The sequence below is a fragment of the Planctomonas psychrotolerans genome, assembly GCF_008642235.1.
Lineage (GTDB): Bacteria > Actinomycetota > Actinomycetes > Actinomycetales > Microbacteriaceae > Planctomonas > Planctomonas psychrotolerans.
Genome location: NZ_SJEV01000001.1, coordinates 706,590 through 724,824 on the forward strand (window position 1 = coordinate 706,590; position 18,235 = coordinate 724,824).

The following is an 18,235-nucleotide window of genomic DNA, read 5'->3' on the forward strand; positions in this document are numbered from 1 at the left end:
AGCCGCCGACCGGGCGGGCTCCGCGCACCGGCTATAGTTTTTCAGTTTCCGACTAAGAAGGTTTCGCCATGAGCACCACCGCGTCCGAGAGATTCGCGAGACTGAATACAGAGCCGATGGTGGTGGCCGGCCAACCCTCCCGGGTGTTCGCCGGGTCATTCGGTGCGATCCGCGAGATCTACGCACACCGGCAACTGCTCGACCTGCTGATCCGACGCGACCTCAAGTCCCGGTACAAGGACAGCGCCCTCGGCTTCGTCTGGACCCTGATCCGGCCCATCACGCAGCTGATGATCTACTACCTGGTGCTCGGCCAGATCCTCGGTGCGGCCCGCGCGATCGACAACTTCGCCGTCTACATCTTCGCCGGATTGACGATCTACGGCCTGTTCAGCGAGATCGTCACCGGTGCGACCGCGTCGGTGGTGAGCAATGCGGGACTCATCAAGAAGGTCTACGTGCCGCGGGAGATCTACCCGCTCGCGAGCGTCGGGTCGGCGGTGTTCAACTTCAGCATCCAGCTCGTAGTGCTGATCGGTGCCACGATCGTCACCAACTCGTTCCCCTGGCGCGTCGAACTGCTGTTCTTCTTCCCGTCGGTGCTGCTCATCCTCATCTACGGAACCGCGTTCGGGCTGCTGCTCTCTGCGCTCAACGTGTACCTGCGCGACGTGCAGTACCTCGTCGAGGTCATGGTCATGCTGCTGATGTGGGCGTCGCCGATCGTCTACGCCTGGAGCATGGTCAATGACCGCATCGGCGAGTCCATGCCGTGGCTGATGGCCCTCTACACGAACAATCCCATCACGCTCGCCGTGCTCGGGTTCCACCGCACGTTCTGGACGGCGGGATCCGGCGCCGAATACCCCGCCGAACTGCTGCTGCGGATGACGATCGCCGGCGTCGTCGGCATCGTGCTGATCTACGTGTTCCACCGCGTCTTCACGAAGTTGCAGGGCAACTTCGCGCAGGAGCTCTAGGCCGAATGGACGACCACTCCCCCATGACTCCCCCTTCAGGCGGCACCGACTCCGGCGAACCGCAGAGCCTGCCGGACGCCCCGACCGTCGTCACCATCGAGAACGTCTCGAAGCGGTTCGTGCTGCGCCGGGACAATTCGCTGAAGGAGCGGCTGGTGACGCTCGGCCGCGCCGGACGCCGGCACAGCGAGGAGTTCTGGGCTCTCCGCAACGTGAGCCTCAGCATCCCGGCCGGATCGACGATCGGCCTGCTCGGGCCTAACGGCTCCGGCAAGAGCACACTGCTGAAGGCGATCGGTGGCATCATCGAGCCGACCACCGGCACGATCAAACGCCGCGGGAGGCTCGCCGCACTGCTCGAACTGGGCGCGGGATTCCACCCCGACCTCACGGGTCGCGAGAACGTGTTCCTCAACGCGTCGATCCTCGGACTCTCGCACGCCGAGACGGAGGAGAAGTTCGACGACATCCTGCAGTTCTCCGGCATCGGCGACTTCATCGACACCCAGGTCAAGTTCTACTCGTCGGGGATGTACGTGCGGCTCGCCTTCTCGGTGGCCATCCACACCGATCCGGATGTGCTGCTGGTGGACGAGGTGCTCGCCGTCGGCGACGAGGCGTTCCAGCGGAAGTGCCTCGACAAGATCCGCGAGTTCCAGCAGCAGGGCCGCACGATCATCCTCGTCAGCCACTCCCTGGGGCAGGTCACCGAGCTGTGCGACCGCGCCGTGGTGCTCTCGAAGGGCGAGGTGCAGTTCGTGGGCACCGCGCGCGACGCCGTGAAGAACTTCCGCGACGTGCTGGAGGGTCGGCGCCTCGAGGAAGCCGTGGCAGCGGCTCCCGAGGAAGACCCCAATCCCGGCAAGGTCACCGGCACCGAGCTGTTCGCCGAGGGCAGGGCCCCGGGCGACGAGATCCACCCGGGTGACACCCTCATCGTGCGCATGCACTACGAGTACAACGAGCCGCTGGACTCCTGGCATTCGGGATTCAAGATCGAGAGCAACCTCGGCCAGCAGGTCTACGGCACCGACAGCCGGATGATGAATCTCGTGCACGCGCCCATGCGTGGCTCCGCCTCGGTGGAGTACCGGCTGGAGAACGTGCAATTCGGTGGCGGCGCGTACTTCATCCACTCCTTCTTCGCGAAGCCGGGCGGGGAGCACATCGCGATCGAGCGGCAAGCCGCCCGCTTCGTCATGGCGGACGACCCGACGAGCGCCGGCACCGTGCGGGTGTCGACCACGGTGCGAGAGATCGCCGCCTGATCCGTGGTCGTCGACATGCGGGTCCTCGTTGACGCCACCTCCCTCCCGCCCACCCGAGGCGGTGTCGCCCGCTACCTCGCCGGCCTCCTCTCCGGACTGAGCGACGCGGGTGTGCGCGTGCGGGTGGCGGTCAAGGCGGAGGATGTCGCCTGGCTGCGCGAGCAGGCTCCCGGACATCGCTTCGTGCGCGTGCCGTCCGCGGTCAGTCGACGACCGGTGCGTCTGCTCTGGGAGCAGGTCGGGCTGCCTCTCCTCCTGCTGCGCACGCGTTCAGAACTCCTGCACTCACCGCACTACACGTTCCCGCTCGTACTGGCCTCGCGCACCGTGGTGACGCTGCACGATGCCACCTTCTTCAGTGCGCCCGAGGATCACGGCCGCCTCAAGGGAGCGTTCTTCCGGCTGTGGACTCGACTGGCCCGCACGCTCGCACGATCCACGGTCGTGCCGAGCCGCGCCACGGCCGCCGAACTGGAGGTGCACGCCGGGCGCACCCACCATCCCGTGCGCGTGGCGCACCACGGGGTCGACCGCATGCTGTTCGCACCGCCCGCGCCCGGCGATGTCGCCGCCTTCGCGCTGCAGCACGGGCTCGATCCGAGTCGCGGTTGGCTCGCGTTCCTCGGCACCGTGGAGCCGCGCAAGAACCTCCCAGCGCTCTTCCGCGCGCACCGGCGACTCCGCACCGAACGGCCCGGGAGCACGCCACCGCTCCTCGTCGCCGGCGGGCTGGGCTGGGATCAGGAAGCGCGCACCCTGCTCGAAGCGGCAGGGAACACGCCCGGTGCCGACCTCCGCTATCTGGGCTATCTGCCGCTCGCCTCCCTTGGCGCGTTCCTCGGCGGTTCGACGGCGGTGATCTACCCCAGTAGCGCCGAAGGGTTCGGTCTGCCGGTACTGGAGGCCATGGCCGCCGGAGCGACGGTGCTCACCTCGCCGCGTCTCGCTCTGCCCGAGGTCGGTGGCGACGCCGTGGCATACGCTGAGCCGACCGAGGACGGAATCCACGTGGAGCTCGCGGATCTCCTCGCGTCTCCCGACCGGCGCGCGCAACTCGCGGCCCTCGGCGAGGAACGTGCCACACTGTTCACCTGGGCAGCCTGCGCCACCGTGCACGTCGAGGCCTACACACAACGATGACGACCGACACGCCTCCCCGCCCACCGAATGCCGCCGTGGCCATCGTCACCGTGAGCTACAACTCGGGCCGTTACCTCGCCGAATTCCTCGCATCGACGTACGCGGCGTCGACCGGATCCACTCGCGTGGTCGTCGCCGACAACGCCTCTCGCGACGAGGCGGAAGCACGTCGGATCACGGAGGCGGCCGGGGCGATCTTCCTCCCCATGGGGTCGAACCGCGGGTACGGCTACGCGGTCAATCGCGCGGTCGAGACGCTTCCCCCCGCTGTCGAATGGGTCCTCATCTCGAATCCCGACGTGGTGCTCGAGCCGGGCTCGGTCGACGAACTTCTGCGGGTGGGCGCGGCTGAACCGACCGTGGGCGCCGTGGGACCGGCCATCCAGGAACCCGACGGCGAGTACTACCCCTCGGCCCGTCAGCTCCCGTCGCTCCGCAACGGGCTCGGTCATGCGCTGTTCGCCAACATCTGGCCGTCGAACCCCTGGACGCGCCGCTATCGACGCGAGGGCCAGCACGACGCCGTGCGGTCCACCGGTTGGCTCTCCGGCGCCTGCGTGCTCGTACGGCGCAGCCTTTTCGACGCACTGGGCGGATTCGACGAGGAGTACTTCATGTACTTCGAGGACGTGGACCTGGGCTTCCGCATCACCCGCGCGGGCTACCGGAACCTCTACCAGCCCGCCGCCCGCGTGATGCATGTGGGCGCGCACGCGACCCGCGAATCATCGGATCAGATGCGCCGCGCCCATCACCGCAGCGCGTACCGGTTCCTCGCCCTGAAGTATTCGGGGTGGTACCTGGCGCCGCTACGCTGGGTGCTCGGAATCGGTCTCGGCGTGCGCTCCAGACTGCCCCGACGCACCCCCTGACCGCACTCTCACCGAACAGGCATCCATGAAACTTGCCGTAACCGCTATGGTCCGCGACGAGGCGGACATCATTCGGCAGTGGCTCGACTACCACGTTGCGCAGGGCGTCGACGTTCTCATCGTCACCGACAACGGCTCCACCGACGGCACCACCGAGATCCTGCAGCAGTACGCGGATCGCGGCGTTGTCGACCTGCGTCACGACCCCGTGCAGCGGAAGCAGCAGGGCAGCGTCGTCACGGCGATGGCGCGGGACGCGTACACCCAGCACGGCGCCGACTGGGTCGTCAACGCCGACGCCGACGAGTTCCTCTCCCCTCTCGACAGGTCGCTACGCCTCGCGGAGGTGTTCGCCCGTCTGGATCCGGCGATGCGCTCGTTCAGCGTGCCGGTGGTGAATCTGGTCGGCCCCATCGCCTGGTACGGCGCGGGCCTCGACCGCCTCACCTGGCGCGACGAGCGCAGCAATGAGGAATTGCAAGGAATCGGGGTGCTCGCGCAGCCCACCCACAACGCCGTGCACGTCGGGTCGGCCGACGTGGTCGTGGCGCAGGGCAATCACCTGGTCAGCATCGGGAGCGAAGGATCTCCCCCGCCGGAGCTCGCGCTCGAGGTGCTGCATCTGCCCTGGCGCTCCTGGGCGCAGTTCTCCCACAAGGTCGACATCTCCGGTCGCGCGTACGAGGCGAATCCGGAGCTCCGGCCGAGCCCGAATCACCACGGCATGCTCGACTACGGACGCCACCTCGCGGGCACTCTCCTTCCGTACTACGCGCTGAGACACGTTCCCGAGGACGACGCCGGTCGGGGTGCCTTCCGCCGCGACCCCTCGCTGCGGGAGTTCTTCGCCACCCTGGGGGATGCGGAATACCCCGCCGACGAGCGCATGGATGACGCCGTGGCGGGGGAGCTCGCCCGGTTGGGCCGCACCCTGCGCGCCCGCGAGGCCGACGCGACGCGGACCACCGCGGACCTCGTCGCCGCGCGAGAGCACTCCGATCGGCTGGACCGGCGCGCGAGCGAGCTCGAGCGGCGCGTGAGCGTGCTCGAGGGTGAACTCGCCCGGGTGGAGCGCGAACTGGAGGAGTTCCGGAACCGCCGGGTCGTGCGCCTCGCCGACGGTGTCGGAGAGCGGATGCGCGGCCTCCGGCGCGGCCAGGGCGGTTAGCCGTGCAGCCCGACCTCCGGCACCGCGTCCGGCACGCCATCCGACGGGCGCGGCTCGAGCCGCTCTACAACACCGCCATCGCCACCGCCAGACGGGTGAAGCACACCCCGGCCGACCTGCGCTGGCGGCGTTCGATCGGCACCATCCTGCGGGACGGTGTTCCCGTGTCCACCTCGGGTGTCTGGGGCACGGACGACACCGCCACCGTGCCGATGGTGATGTGTCTGTGGAACCGTCCGCAACGCATCGACGACGTACTCGACATGCTCGCGTCGCTCGAAGGCGGGACGCGCATCCGGCTTCTGCTCTGGAACAACAACCGCGCCGACGCGGCCGTCTACGATCGCGCGATCCGCGGTGCGGCACGGGGCAGCATCGCCAGCATCGACCTGTTTCACAGCCCGCGCAACGTCGGCGGACTCGGCCGCTTCCTCGCCAGTCGGTTGCTCGCGAACGCGGGCTACGACGGGCCCGTCGTTTTCCTGGACGACGATCAGAATGTGAGCCCCACGTTCCTCACCGACCTGCTGCGCGACTACGCCGAACGCTCGGTCGTGGCGTGGTGGGGGTTCAGCCTGCATGGCTCCTACTGGCGCCGCGCCGAGATCGAACCGGGGTCACCGGCCGATCACGCCGGAACCGGGGGAACCATCCTCGATGTTGCGCTGGTGCGTGACGACCGGTTCTTCTCGCGTCTGCCTCGCAAGTTCGCGTTCGTGGAGGACCAGTGGATGACCTTCGTCGCCCACTACAAGGGCTGGCGCGTGGTGAAGGCCCGCACGTCCATCGAACTCGTGCTCGAAGAGACCAACCAGTACCACGGGCTGCTGCCGCTCAAAGACGAGTTCTACTTCTTCGCGCGCGATCGCGGCGCGAGGGTGATGAGGCGGTCGAGCCGGCACCCGGCGTGGCGTCGCGGACGCCTCCGCGGCACAGCGACGGGCAGCGTCCAGCCGGGGTCGAAGAGGGCGTAGGGCGAATCAGGCGCACGGACGGAGCTCGCTCCGTCACCCGCCGGAACGCTCCGACCCGAGCCGCCGAGGCGCGTTCTCCGCCCGTCGGCACCGGCGCTTCGTGGGGCATGACACCACGGGACCGGGCGCCCCCGGAACGAATCGCCGATGAGAGGTCGATCCCGCGCCCTGCCGCGTGCCCACGCGTCCGGGGGACAGCACCCCCGGAAGAGGTGCCACCGGAACTGGGGCGTAGGGTGCGATTTCTCCCGCACCTATGCTCAGTCGCAGATACCGGGGGGAATCTCATGAAGAACTTTTTTGCTCTATCGGTCGCGCCTGCGATCACCGTATTCGCTCTTCTGAGCGGCATGACGCCGGCTGCGGCGGCTCCGCTCGCCGCCGCGCCGGCAACGGTGCCCTCGTCGCCCATCGCCGCGTCGTCGACGCCTGATCGGTTCGCGGGGGCGAACCGGTTCGAGGTGGCGGTCGCGATCTCGAAGGAGTTCTCGCCGGGCGTTCCCGTCGTGTATATCGCGAAGGGCACCGATTATCCCGACGCTCTGAGCGCGGCCCCAGCGGCCGCCGCCGGTGGCGGACCCCTGCTGCTCACGCTGTCGGGTGAGCTGCCTGCGGTCGTCGCAGCGGAACTCCGCCGACTCCGTCCGCAGAAGATCGTCGTGGTGGGCGGCCCCGTCTCCGTGTCCGAGGACGTCGTCGACGACCTGCGCTCGGTGAGCGACACCGTCGTCCGAATCGGTGGTCCGGACCGGTACGCGGTCTCCGCCGCCGTCGTGGACTACGCCTTCGGCCGGTCGGGTACCACCCGCGTCTACGTCGCGACGGGATCGAACTTCCCCGACGCCCTCTCCGCCAGCGCAGCGGCGGGTGCCCGGGGCGGCGCAGTGCTGCTCGTGAACGGATCGGCAACGGGCCTCGACGCCGGCCGCAAGGAGCTCATCCGCAAGGTGGCACCCCGCGACGCCGTCATCGCCGGAGGCAACTCATCGGTGTCCGGTGGCATCGAGTACGCCCTGAAGGGACTCGGCCTGCCCAACGGCACGAAGCGACTCGGCGGTGTCGACCGCTACGACACCTCGAGGAAGATCAACGCCGAGGGATTTCGGTCCCCCGTCACGAGCTACCTCGCCACGGGGGCGAACTTCCCCGACGCGCTCGCCGGTGCAGTCCTCGCCGGTCGCCAGGACTCCCCGCTGTACGTCGTGCCCGGCACCTGCGTACCCCGGGCCACGGGTGCGGACATCGCGGCGACGCGAGTCGTCCTGCTCGGTGGACTGACGGCCCTCAGCGCGGCGGTCGAGTCCCTCACCCCGTGCGGCGCACTGCCCGTTCCTGTTCCCGCTCCGGCACCCGCACCCGCTCCCGCGCCCGTTCCGGCCCCGGCACCCGCACCGGCTCCGGCACCCGCACCCGCTCCGGCTCCGGCACCCGCTCCGGCACCGGCACCGGCTCCGGCTCCGGCTCCGGCTCCGGCTCCGTTCACTCTCGGGGTCACGCAGCCGAACGCATCGAACACCGGTGTGGGAATCGTCCGCGCCGCGCCGACGAAAGTGCACTCCTCGACGAACTTCGTCGCCACCTCGAACGGCCAGGTCATCAAGGACATCATCGTCAACGGCATGATCGACACCGCCGGTTACGACGACATCCTCATCGAGAACGTCATCGTCAAGGGCCAGGGCCTCAACACGGGAACGCCGTTCCTCGTGAAGACCGGCAAGTCGAACCGCACCACCGTGCGCTTCAGCGAGATCTATTCCTCGATCGGCTACCCCGCCATGGGCATCGGAACCGGCAACTACACCTCGCACCGCAACAACCTGCACCACCTATCCGACGCGCACCGGGTGAACCTCTCCGGATCCGCCGCACCCGACCAGACCCTCGCGGTGATCGAGGGCAACTACGTCCACAACACCATCATGTGGAACCCGGACCCCGCGATGTACCGCAAGGACAACAAGACGCACTCCGACTCGCTCGTCCAACTCGAAGGCGGCACCAACATCCGCATCATCGGGAACTACTCCAGCGGACTGCACTCCACCGACGGCACATCCACCGTGCTGCGCACCACCACCACGCAGCCCTTCATTCCCGTGGCGACCGGGGGCATGGCGTACGCCGTGACGACTTCCTCGATCATGGTCAGCCCCACCGCGGGGTGGAGCATCGCGAACGTGCAGATCGATCGGAACTGGCTCGGCGGCGGTGAAGTCACCATCAACGGATCCGACCACCTGCTCGGCACCTCCTCGATCAGCAACAACGTCTTCGAGAGGAACTCGCTGCAGAACATGCCCATCTGGCCCAAGGCCCCCGCGGGCCTTGCGAAGACCGGAAACGTCTACACCGACGGGAAAAGCTTCTAGGCGTGTTCCGCTGGGTCCCGAACGGGCGATGCAGGGTCGGCACCTGCACACCTCCCGGGGCCGGGAGATCGGCCGATGCTGTTCCCGGAGACGCCCCACCCCGGGGGCCCTCCGACGCCCCCGTGACGCGTCCCGGCACAACCCGGAAGAAAAGATAGACCGATATTGCTCGCGACACGCCCGGCTTTTCCTGAGAAGTCAAATATTTTTGGGTGGCCGCAGAGCACAGTTCCGTAACGATTTCACCATCATCCGAAAGTGCGTTCGGACGATCGCGGCGGTTTCGCTGAAACTGCCGGTCATCGGATGATTTTTCACAGCCCTCGAGTGCATCCCACACTGTGTCAACGAGGTTCACCTTCCCTCTTCACCAATCCCATTGACGAGAACCGCTACCCCGCCGAGTGAAAAGGGACGGTCCCGCCGCTGCTTAGGGTGAGTCCAGGAAAAATCGGGGGAACTCATTTGAAGCCATCATTCACCGCGTCGATCGCGCCTGCCGTCGCTCTCGTCGCACTCACCGTCACGCTCGGCGCCACGCCGGCCGCAGCCGCTCCCATCGAGGTGCAGATCGATGGGTCCCGCCTTCTGGCGACCGACACCTTCGACCGCTCCGCAGGAAGCGGCTGGGGCACTCCGACCACCGGCGGAGAGTATTCGCTGGCCGGATCGAGTGCCTTCTCGACCAACGGGCACGCGGGCATCATCTCGATCCCGGGGGCTGGCAAGGGCCGCACTGCCACCCTCGCCGACGTCGCCGCACTCGATGCCCGGGTCCTTCAGTCCTTCTCTCTCCCGGTCTTGCCGACGACCGGTGGCGGACTGTACGCGAGCAGCCGTCTGCGCGCCGCGGATGGTTCGTACTACCAGGCCACCCTGCGCTACGACATCGATCGGGCCGCGCACCTGTCGGTCAGCCGCATCGACGGCGATCCCGAGAACAGGAACGTTCTGCACGACGATGTAGCCATCACGCGAGACCTCTCCGCCGGACAGACGATTCGTCTCGAGTTCCAGGCGACCGGCACGTCACCGGTCGCGCTGAGCGCCCGTGCCTGGGTCGATGGCGAATCCGTGCCGGACTGGCAGGTCGTCACGAACGACACCAGCAGCAAGCGCCTCACGGGCGCCGGTGCGGTCGCTGTGTCCGGTTACGTATCCCGGACCACCCCCGCTCTCGCCCTTGCCGTGGACGACATTTCCGTCTCCGCGATCGACGCTGCAGCACAGGTCGGACTGGCGCCGGCGCCGGCGCCAGCTCCCGCCCCGGCGCCCGCTCCTGTCCCGGCTCCTGCGCCCGCTCCCGCTCCTGCGCCTGCTCCCGCTCCTGAAGCGGGTACCTTCACGGTGGGCGAGACCGAGCCGAACGCGTCGAACACCGGCGTGGGAATCGTCCGCGCCAAGCCGACCGTCGTGCACTCGTCGACCGACTTCGTCGCGACCTCCCACGGTCAGGTCATCAAGGACATCATCGTCAACGGCATCGTCGACACTGCCGGTTACGACGACGTGCTGATCGAGAACGTCATCGTCAAGGGCCAGGGACAGAACACGGGAACGCCGTTCCTCGTCAAGACCGGCAAGTCGAACCGCACCACCGTGCGCTTTAGCGAGATCTACTCCTCGATCGGCTACCCCGCCATGGGCATCGGAACCGGCAACTACACCTCGCACCGCAACAACCTGCACCACCTGTCCGACGCGCACCGGGTGAACCTCTCCGGATCAGCGTCGTCGGACACCACGTTCGCGGTCATCGAGGGTAACTACGTCCACAACACGATCATGCAGGACCCGGACCCGGCCATGGACCGCAAGGACAACAAGACGCACTCCGACTCGCTCGTGCAACTGGAGGGCGGCACGAATATCCGCATCGTCGGTAATCGCTCGACCGGTTTGCACTCCACCGATGGCACCTCGACCGTGCTGCGCACCACCACCACGCAGCCCTTCATCCCGGTTCGAAGCGGAGGGATGCCGTACGACGTCTCCACCTCGTCGATCATGGTCAGCCCCAACGGAGGCTGGACGGTGAGGAACGTGCGGATCGACCGGAACTGGCTCGGCGGTGGTGAAGTCACCATCAACGGTTCGGACGAGCTCCTCGGGTCATCCGCCATCACGAACAACGTGTTCGACAGGAACTCCCTGCAGAACATGCCCGTCTGGCCGAAGAACCCGTCAGGTCTCACCTACACCGGCAACACGTACGCCGACGGCGGTTCCCTCTAGCCCTCACTCCGCGGCCGAAGGCCCCCGTCCCCTCGACATGATCATGTCGAAGGGGCGGGGGCCTTCGTTCGTGTCGCGGGCCCGCAGGCAGTGACGTTGCCGCCCGTCGACGGGACGCACCGCAGGGGTAGCGACAGTCGGCAGGTGCCCCCTTTACGGGCGGCACCCCTAGGAGCGGCACCCCAAAAGGGCGTAGAACGTGCGGAGGATCGCACCATACTCTCGGTTCAGGACAACCGGGGGGTACATCCATGAAAAACAAACTCGCATTGGCGATCACGCCGGCGATCACTCTGTTCGCACTCACGTTCACGCTCGGCGCGACGCCGGCCGTCGCCGACCCGATCGCGTCGCAGGCCGCTCAGGTTCGTGAGGTGGCATCCGACACATTCGGACGCACGCTGACCGGAACCTGGGGCTCGCCGTCGCTCGGCGGTGCATACTCGTTCGCCGGGGCGAGCGCGTTCTCCACAAACGGCCGCACCGGACTCATCTCGATCCCGACTCCAGGCAGTGGCCGCACCGCCACGCTCACGAAGGTATCGGCGGCCGACGTGCGCGTCGGCCAGACGTTCTCGCTGCCGGTACTTCCCACCACCGGCGGCGGGCTCTACGCCAGTAGCCGACTCCGGGCAACGGACGGCTCGTTCTACCAGGCCACCGTGCGCTTCGACGCCAACGGCGCAACCCGCCTGTCGGTGGATCGCGTCAACGGCGCGACGTCGACGAAGACCGCCATACAGGGCGACAAGGTCGTCGTCGACAAGGTCGCGGCAGGCCAGGCCATCCGCCTCGAGTTTCAGGCGACCGGCAGCACCACGGTCATGCTGCGCGCACGGGCATGGGTGAACAACACTCCTGTTCCCGCCTGGCAGATCGTCAAGGGCGATGCCAGCGCCGAGCGACTCACCGCAGCAGGCGCGGTCGCCGTGTCGGCGTACGTATCCACCTCGACGCCGGCTCTCGCGGTCGCCGTGGATGACATCTCGGTGGTCACGCTCGATCCCGCAATGCCGGTCGCCGCACAGGTGCTCGTACCGGAGCCGGCCCCGGCACCCGCACCCACGCCCGCGCCTGTACCCGCGCCCGCGCCCGAACCGGCACCGGCACCCGCGCCGGCACCCGCTCCGGCACCCGCTCCGGCACCGGCACCGGCACCGGCTCCGGCTCCGGCTCCGTTCACTCTCGGGGTCACGCAGCCGAACGCATCGAACACCGGTGTGGGAATCGTCCGCGCCGCGCCGACGAAAGTGCACTCCTCGACGAACTTCGTCGCCACCTCGAACGGCCAGGTCATCAAGGACATCATCGTCAACGGCATGATCGACACCGCCGGTTACGACGACATCCTCATCGAGAACGTCATCGTCAAGGGCCAGGGCCTCAACACGGGAACGCCGTTCCTCGTGAAGACCGGCAAGTCGAACCGCACCACCGTGCGCTTCAGCGAGATCTATTCCTCGATCGGCTACCCCGCCATGGGCATCGGAACCGGCAACTACACCTCGCACCGCAACAACCTGCACCACCTATCCGACGCGCACCGGGTGAACCTCTCCGGATCCGCCGCACCCGACCAGACCCTCGCGGTGATCGAGGGCAACTACGTCCACAACACCATCATGTGGAACCCGGACCCCGCGATGTACCGCAAGGACAACAAGACGCACTCCGACTCGCTCGTCCAACTCGAAGGCGGCACCAACATCCGCATCATCGGGAACTACTCCAGCGGACTGCACTCCACCGACGGCACATCCACCGTGCTGCGCACCACCACCACGCAGCCCTTCATTCCCGTGGCGACCGGGGGCATGGCGTACGCCGTGACGACTTCCTCGATCATGGTCAGCCCCACCGCGGGGTGGAGCATCGCGAACGTGCAGATCGATCGGAACTGGCTCGGCGGCGGTGAAGTCACCATCAACGGATCCGACCACCTGCTCGGCACCTCCTCGATCAGCAACAACGTCTTCGAGAGGAACTCGCTGCAGAACATGCCCATCTGGCCCAAGGCCCCCGCGGGCCTTGCGAAGACCGGAAACGTCTACACCGACGGGAAAAGCTTCTAAACACCGAAACCCACCACGGGACGCCGAACACCCATGGCGCCCCTCCGAATGACCACGGCGGTCAACCCACGGAAGGAGCCCCGCGGCCCGATGCAATCGCATCGAGGCCGCGGGGCTCCTTCTATTTCCGGCGAGCGGTTGCGGGAGGGATCAGCCCGCGGACGCGCTCAGCCCGCGAGCGTCTGCAGGTACCTGCCGTACCCGCTCTTCACCAACGGAGCCGCAAGCTTGGCCAACTGCTCGTCATCGATCCAGCCGGCACGCCAGGCGATCTCCTCGATGCATCCGATCTTGAAGCCCTGGCGATCCTCGATCACGCGCACGTATTCGGACGCCTGCATCATCGACTCGAAGGTGCCGGTGTCGAGCCAGGCGGTTCCCCGATCCAAAACCTGCACGTGCAGGAGGCCCTGCTCGAGGTAGCGTTCGTTCACGGTGGAGATCTCGAGCTCGCCTCGCGCGCTCGGCGTGATCGACTTGGCGATCTCGACGATGCTGTTGTCGTAGAAGTACAGGCCGGGAACGGCGTAATTGCTCTTCGGGGCGGTCGGCTTCTCCTCGATCGACAGCGCCTTGAAGTCGTCGTCGAATTCGACCACGCCGTACGCGGTGGGATCGGCAACGTGGTACGCGAAGATCCGCGCACCCTCGAGGTCTGAGTTGTCGCGCAGGGACGACCCGAGGCCCGCGCCGTGGAAGATGTTGTCCCCGAGCACGAGAGCCACACTGTCATCACCGATGAACTCTTCGCCGATGAGGAACGCCTGGGCGAGTCCGTCCGGTGAGGGCTGCACGGCGTACTCGATCCTGATGCCGAGCTCGGAACCGTCCCCGAAGAGCGCCCGGAACTGCGAGTTGTATTCCGGCGTCGTGATAATGAGGATCTCGTTGATCCCGGCCATCATCAGCGTGGACAGGGGGTAGTAGATCATCGGCTTGTCGTAGATGGGCATGAGCTGCTTGGAGATGCCCTTGGTGATCGGCCAGAGCCGGGTGCCGGAGCCCCCGGCGAGGATGATGCCCTTCATTACTTCTTCCCCCCGGCCAGCGAAGCGTAGAACGCCCGCACGTCGTCGTAGTTCGGCAGCAGTCCGGAAGCGGCGGCATCCGTCAGCGACGGAGCATCCAGATCCTTCGGGGACAACAGGGGCTCCCCGGCCTCGTCGGGGAAGACGAGGCCCACCTCGGGGTCGAGGGGGTTGATGCCGTGCTCCCGTGAAGCGGTGTAGACGTCGCTGACGAGGTAGCTGACCGTCGCGTCGTCGGTGAGCGCCACGAAGGCGTGGCCGAGGCCCTCGGAGAGATAGATGGCCTTGCGGTCGACGGTGTCGAGTCGCACCTGGTCCCACTTCCCGAAAGTCGGGGAACCCACGCGAATGTCGATCACGTAGTCGATGACCGCGCCGTGGGTGACGGTGACGTACTTCGCCTGCCCGAGCGGAACATCCGCGAAGTGAATGCCACGGACGACGCCGCGCTTCGACACCGACGTGTTGGCCTGTCGCAGCGTGAGGGGGTGACCGATCGCCTCCTCGAGGTGATCGAATCGGTACCACTCGAGGAAGACGCCCCGGTCATCACCCCGCTGCACGGGGGTGATCTCGTAGCTGTCGGGGATCGTCAATTCGCGGATCTGCACGCCGGGAAGTCTACCAATCGGGCATCCCGGCGGTCCGGCGCCGCACGGGGACCGTGGATCCCCGTCGAGGCGAGGCCATGCGGTCTCAAGAGTGATGAGTGAGTACCGTTCCGTGTCGCCTTCGGGGGAACCCGGCCGCACGGTAGCATGGATGCTTCTGTGCCAAGCAACGTGAGGAACACCAGAAAAGTGAAGATTCTCGTCACCGGCGGCGCCGGCTTCATCGGCTCCAACTTCGTTCGCCACACCCTGAACGACGATTACCCGGGCCTGGCGGGTGCCGAGGTCGTCGTGCTCGATGCCCTCACCTACTCGGGCAACGTGGCGAACCTCAGCACGGTGTCGGACTCTTCCCGTTTCACCTTCGTGCACGGTGACATCCGTCACGACGGCGTACTCGACCAGCTGATGCCCACCGTGGACGCGGTCGTGCACTTCGCCGCCGAGAGCCACGTGGACCGCTCGGTGCGCGACGCGAGCATCTTCGTCGAGACGAACGTGCTCGGCACGCAGAAGCTGCTCGATGCCGCCCTTCGCCACAACCTGCAGCGCTTCGTGCACGTGTCGACCGACGAGGTCTACGGCTCGATCACCGAGGGATCGTGGACCGAGGAGCACATCCTCGAACCGAACTCCCCCTACTCCGCCTCGAAGGCGTCGAGCGACCTGCTCGCCCGCAGCTACCACCGCACGCACGGCCTCAACGTGTCGATCACGCGCTGCTCGAACAACTACGGTCCCTACCACTTCCCCGAGAAGCTGATCCCGCTGTTCGTCACGAACCTGCTCGAGGGCAAGCACGTGCCGCTCTACGGCAAGGGCGAGAACGTGCGCGACTGGCTGCACGTGGACGACCACTGCCGCGGAATCGCGCTCGTGCTCGAGAAGGGCCGGTCGGGCGAGATCTACAACATCGGCGGCGGCACCGAACTCACCAACGTGGAGATCACCCAGCTGCTGCTCGATGCGTTCGGCAGCGACTGGTCCGTGGTCGACCGGGTGGAGGACCGCAAGGGCCACGACCTGCGGTACAGCGTGGACATCGCGAAGATCCGCGCCGAGCTGGGGTACGAGCCGCAGGTGCCGTTCGAGCAGGGGCTCGCCGACGTGGTGCAGTGGTACCGCGACAACACGGAGTGGTGGAAGCCGCTCAAGGAGCGTGCTGCACTGGCCAACTGACCCGGGATCCCGGCTTCCGACGGCCTGGTCCGCCAGCGTCGCGGTGCACGAGTTCCGTGGGGAGCGAGGGGGTCGCTCGGTGAGTGCACTGTCTGGACCCCTTGCCGCAACGTTCCGCACCGTACAGACATAAGGAGCGCACGATGACGAAGTACTTGATCACCGGAGCATCGGGCATGCTGGGCCGGGACCTCTCTTCCGCACTGTCGGGCCGGGACGTCACCGCGCTCGGTCGCGCGGATCTCGACGTGACCGACGCAGGCGCGGCACGGCAGGCCGTACAGGGCCACGACGTGGTGTTCAACCTCGCCGCGTACACGAAGGTGGATGACGCCGAGGCTCACGAGGAGGAGGCGTACGCGGTCAACGCCGTCGGTGCGGGCAACCTCGCCACTGCCGCGGCCGAGGCGGGTGCGACGCTGGTGCAGGTGTCGACCGACTATGTCTTCAACGGGTCCGCATCCTCGCCGTACGACGAGTCGACCCCGCACGACCCCATCTCCGCCTACGGGCGTACCAAGGCGGCCGGTGAGGAACTGGTGCTGCGGAACAACCCGGACCGCAGCTACGTGGTGCGCACCGCGTGGTTGTACGGCGCGCATGGCCCCAACTTCGCCACCACGATGCTGAAGCTGGCCGCGGCACGGGAAACCGTGAGCGTGGTCAACGACCAGTTCGGACAACCCACCTGGACCCTCGATCTCGCCGAACAGCTGGTGCGACTCGTCGACGCCGAAGCACCGGCGGGCATCTACCACGGCACCAACGCCGGCCGGGCGAGCTGGTTCGACTTCGCGCAGGCCGTCTTCGTCGTGGCGGGCCTGGATCCCAACCGGGTGAAGCCCACCGACAGCAGCACCTTCGTGCGCCCCGCGCCGCGTCCGTCGTTCTCCGTGCTCGGCCACGACGGCTGGGCACGCGCCGGTCTCGCGCCCATGCGGGACTGGAAGGACGCCCTCACGGCGGCCGAGCACGCCGGAGTACTCAGCCAGCCCTCCTGACCGGCTTGTTACCCTTGATGCGTCCGGAGCATGTCGGGGTGACCCTCCGCGCTCGCACATCCGCTGTCGTCCGTCCCGTTGCGGGACGGGATTAGAGGAGCCACTTCGTGCCGACCCTGCGCGTGATCGTTGACCAGATGATCGCCCCCGTACCCGGCGGCATCGGCCGGTACACCGAGGACCTGACGAGGCAACTCATCGCCACGGCACCTCGGGACTGCGAGATCGAGGGCATCGTGTCGTCATCGTCGCCCGACGTCTACCAGGACCTGCTCGATCGTCTTCCCGGCCTCGCGGGCCTCTACAAGACCACGCTCTCCCGTCGTGAGCTGGCGCGCGCGTGGCAGCTGGGGCTCACCACGTCGCCCGGGGGCGGCATGATCCACGCGCCGAGCCTGCTCGCGCCGCTCCGATCGCACGATCGGGTGAACGACGGGACTCAGGTGGTGGCGACCATTCACGACGTGGTGCCGTGGACCCACCCCGAGACCCTCACGAAGCACGGGGTCAGCTGGCACAAGGCCATGGCGAAGCGTGCGCGCAAGCACGCCGACGCCATCGTCGTCCCCACGCATGCCGTGGCAGCCCAGCTCGCCGAGTATCTCGACTTCGGGGATCGCGTGCGGGTGATCGGCGGTGCCGTCAGTTCACAGATCGTGCTGCCGCCCGATCCGGATGCCCGCGCCGACGAGCTCGGTCTGCCGACGAATTACCTGCTCACGGTGGGAACCCTCGAGCCGCGAAAGGGGCTCGTGCCGCTCATCCAGGCGCTCGCGCGTCCCGAGACGCACGACCTCCCCCTGCTCGTCGTGGGACCGCAGGGTTGGGGGGACCTCGACCTCACGCAGGTGGCGCAGGAAGCGGGAGTGGCGCCCGAACGCGTGCGCAGCATGGGTTTCCTCTCCGACACCGACCTGGCGGTGGTGATGGAGCGCGCCACCGTCTTCGTCTACCCCAGTCTCGCCGAGGGGTTCGGGTTGCCCGTGATCGAGGCGTTCTCGTTCGGCGTTCCCGTGGTGCACTCCGACGCGCCGGCGCTCGTGGAGGTGGCGGACAATGCGGGCGTTGCGGTTGCCCGTGAGGATGCCGCCGGGTATCCGGAGCGCCTCGCCGTCGCCATCGGGAGCCTGCTGACGGACAGGGCGCTCCGTGAGCGCCTCGGCGTCTTCGGCTCCGACCGGTCGCGGGCGTTCAGCTGGCGTGACTCGGCCGAGCGCGTCTGGCAGCTGCACGCCGACCTCTAGGTATGGCCGCCCCCGGGGTGACGCCGCCCTTTCGCGGTCCCGCGCGGTCCCTGAGCCTGTCGAAGGGACGCACCCACGCGGTCCCTGAGCC

14 protein-coding genes are annotated in these 18,235 nt (G+C 67.5%); 12 read left to right on the forward strand and 2 right to left on the reverse strand.

Translation table 11 applies throughout. The features are described from left to right. Positions 1 to 68 precede the first annotated feature (68 nt). The 9 genes from EY822_RS03095 to EY822_RS15275 all read left to right on the forward strand — a co-directional run bounded on the left by EY822_RS03095 (position 69) and on the right by EY822_RS15275 (position 13,081). Positions 69 to 980 (forward strand): ABC transporter permease, encoded by a 912-nt coding sequence (locus EY822_RS03095; protein WP_150306936.1) that lies wholly within the window; start codon positions 69 to 71, stop codon positions 978 to 980. A 23-nt stretch (positions 981 to 1,003) separates the two neighbouring features. Further along, positions 1,004 to 2,248, forward strand: coding sequence for an ABC transporter ATP-binding protein (locus EY822_RS03100; protein ID WP_150306937.1), 1,245 nt, complete (start codon positions 1,004 to 1,006; stop codon positions 2,246 to 2,248). A gap of 15 nt (positions 2,249 to 2,263) precedes the next feature. Further along, positions 2,264 to 3,388 carry a glycosyltransferase family 4 protein gene (locus tag EY822_RS03105; protein WP_150306938.1) on the forward strand — a complete coding sequence of 375 codons (1,125 nt, stop codon included), beginning with the start codon at positions 2,264 to 2,266 and terminating at the stop codon, positions 3,386 to 3,388. Further along, positions 3,385 to 4,260, forward strand: a complete 876-nt coding sequence (locus EY822_RS03110) for a glycosyltransferase family 2 protein (protein WP_150306939.1) — start codon at positions 3,385 to 3,387, stop codon at positions 4,258 to 4,260. Before EY822_RS03105 ends, EY822_RS03110 begins: the two co-directional genes overlap by 4 nt. Before the next feature lie 25 nt (positions 4,261 to 4,285). Then, positions 4,286 to 5,428: a glycosyltransferase family 2 protein gene (locus tag EY822_RS03115; RefSeq protein ID WP_227496978.1), complete on the forward strand. Its 1,143-nt coding sequence runs from the start codon at positions 4,286 to 4,288 to the stop codon at positions 5,426 to 5,428. Positions 5,429 to 5,430: 2 nt separating this feature from the next. Further along, positions 5,431 to 6,402 carry a hypothetical protein gene (locus tag EY822_RS03120; protein ID WP_150306940.1) on the forward strand — a complete coding sequence of 324 codons (972 nt, stop codon included), beginning with the start codon at positions 5,431 to 5,433 and terminating at the stop codon, positions 6,400 to 6,402. Positions 6,403 to 6,689: 287 nt separating this feature from the next. Beyond that, positions 6,690 to 8,774 carry a cell wall-binding repeat-containing protein gene (locus tag EY822_RS03125; protein ID WP_150306941.1) on the forward strand — a complete coding sequence of 695 codons (2,085 nt, stop codon included), beginning with the start codon at positions 6,690 to 6,692 and terminating at the stop codon, positions 8,772 to 8,774. 465 nt (positions 8,775 to 9,239) lie between these two features. Then, positions 9,240 to 11,009 (forward strand): hypothetical protein, encoded by a 1,770-nt coding sequence (locus EY822_RS15270; RefSeq protein WP_227496979.1) that lies wholly within the window; start codon positions 9,240 to 9,242, stop codon positions 11,007 to 11,009. 251 nt (positions 11,010 to 11,260) lie between these two features. Then, the gene (locus EY822_RS15275) at positions 11,261 to 13,081 is read left to right on the forward strand and encodes a hypothetical protein (RefSeq protein WP_227496980.1); all 1,821 of its coding nucleotides are present in this window, start codon (positions 11,261 to 11,263) and stop codon (positions 13,079 to 13,081) included. 167 nt (positions 13,082 to 13,248) lie between these two features. Here EY822_RS15275 and rfbA read toward each other — a convergent pair whose 3' ends face one another. Both rfbA and EY822_RS03155 read right to left on the reverse strand, forming a co-directional pair. Next, positions 13,249 to 14,109, reverse strand: a complete 861-nt coding sequence (rfbA, locus tag EY822_RS03150) for a glucose-1-phosphate thymidylyltransferase RfbA (RefSeq protein WP_150306945.1) — start codon at positions 14,107 to 14,109, stop codon at positions 13,249 to 13,251. Further along, positions 14,109 to 14,720 carry a dTDP-4-dehydrorhamnose 3,5-epimerase family protein gene (locus tag EY822_RS03155; protein ID WP_150306946.1) on the reverse strand — a complete coding sequence of 204 codons (612 nt, stop codon included), beginning with the start codon at positions 14,718 to 14,720 and terminating at the stop codon, positions 14,109 to 14,111. Before EY822_RS03155 ends, rfbA begins: the two co-directional genes overlap by 1 nt. Positions 14,721 to 14,909: 189 nt before the next feature. Between EY822_RS03155 and rfbB the strand changes: the two genes are divergently transcribed. From rfbB to EY822_RS03170, 3 genes are all read left to right on the forward strand, one after another. Next, positions 14,910 to 15,899, forward strand: a complete 990-nt coding sequence (gene rfbB / locus EY822_RS03160) for a dTDP-glucose 4,6-dehydratase (RefSeq protein WP_150306947.1) — start codon at positions 14,910 to 14,912, stop codon at positions 15,897 to 15,899. Between the two features lie 143 nt (positions 15,900 to 16,042). Then, positions 16,043 to 16,900, forward strand: a complete 858-nt coding sequence (gene rfbD / locus EY822_RS03165) for a dTDP-4-dehydrorhamnose reductase (RefSeq protein WP_150306948.1) — start codon at positions 16,043 to 16,045, stop codon at positions 16,898 to 16,900. A gap of 107 nt (positions 16,901 to 17,007) precedes the next feature. After that, positions 17,008 to 18,144, forward strand: coding sequence for a glycosyltransferase family 4 protein (locus EY822_RS03170; RefSeq protein ID WP_227496981.1), 1,137 nt, complete (start codon positions 17,008 to 17,010; stop codon positions 18,142 to 18,144). The last annotated feature ends 91 nt before the right edge of the window (positions 18,145 to 18,235 follow it).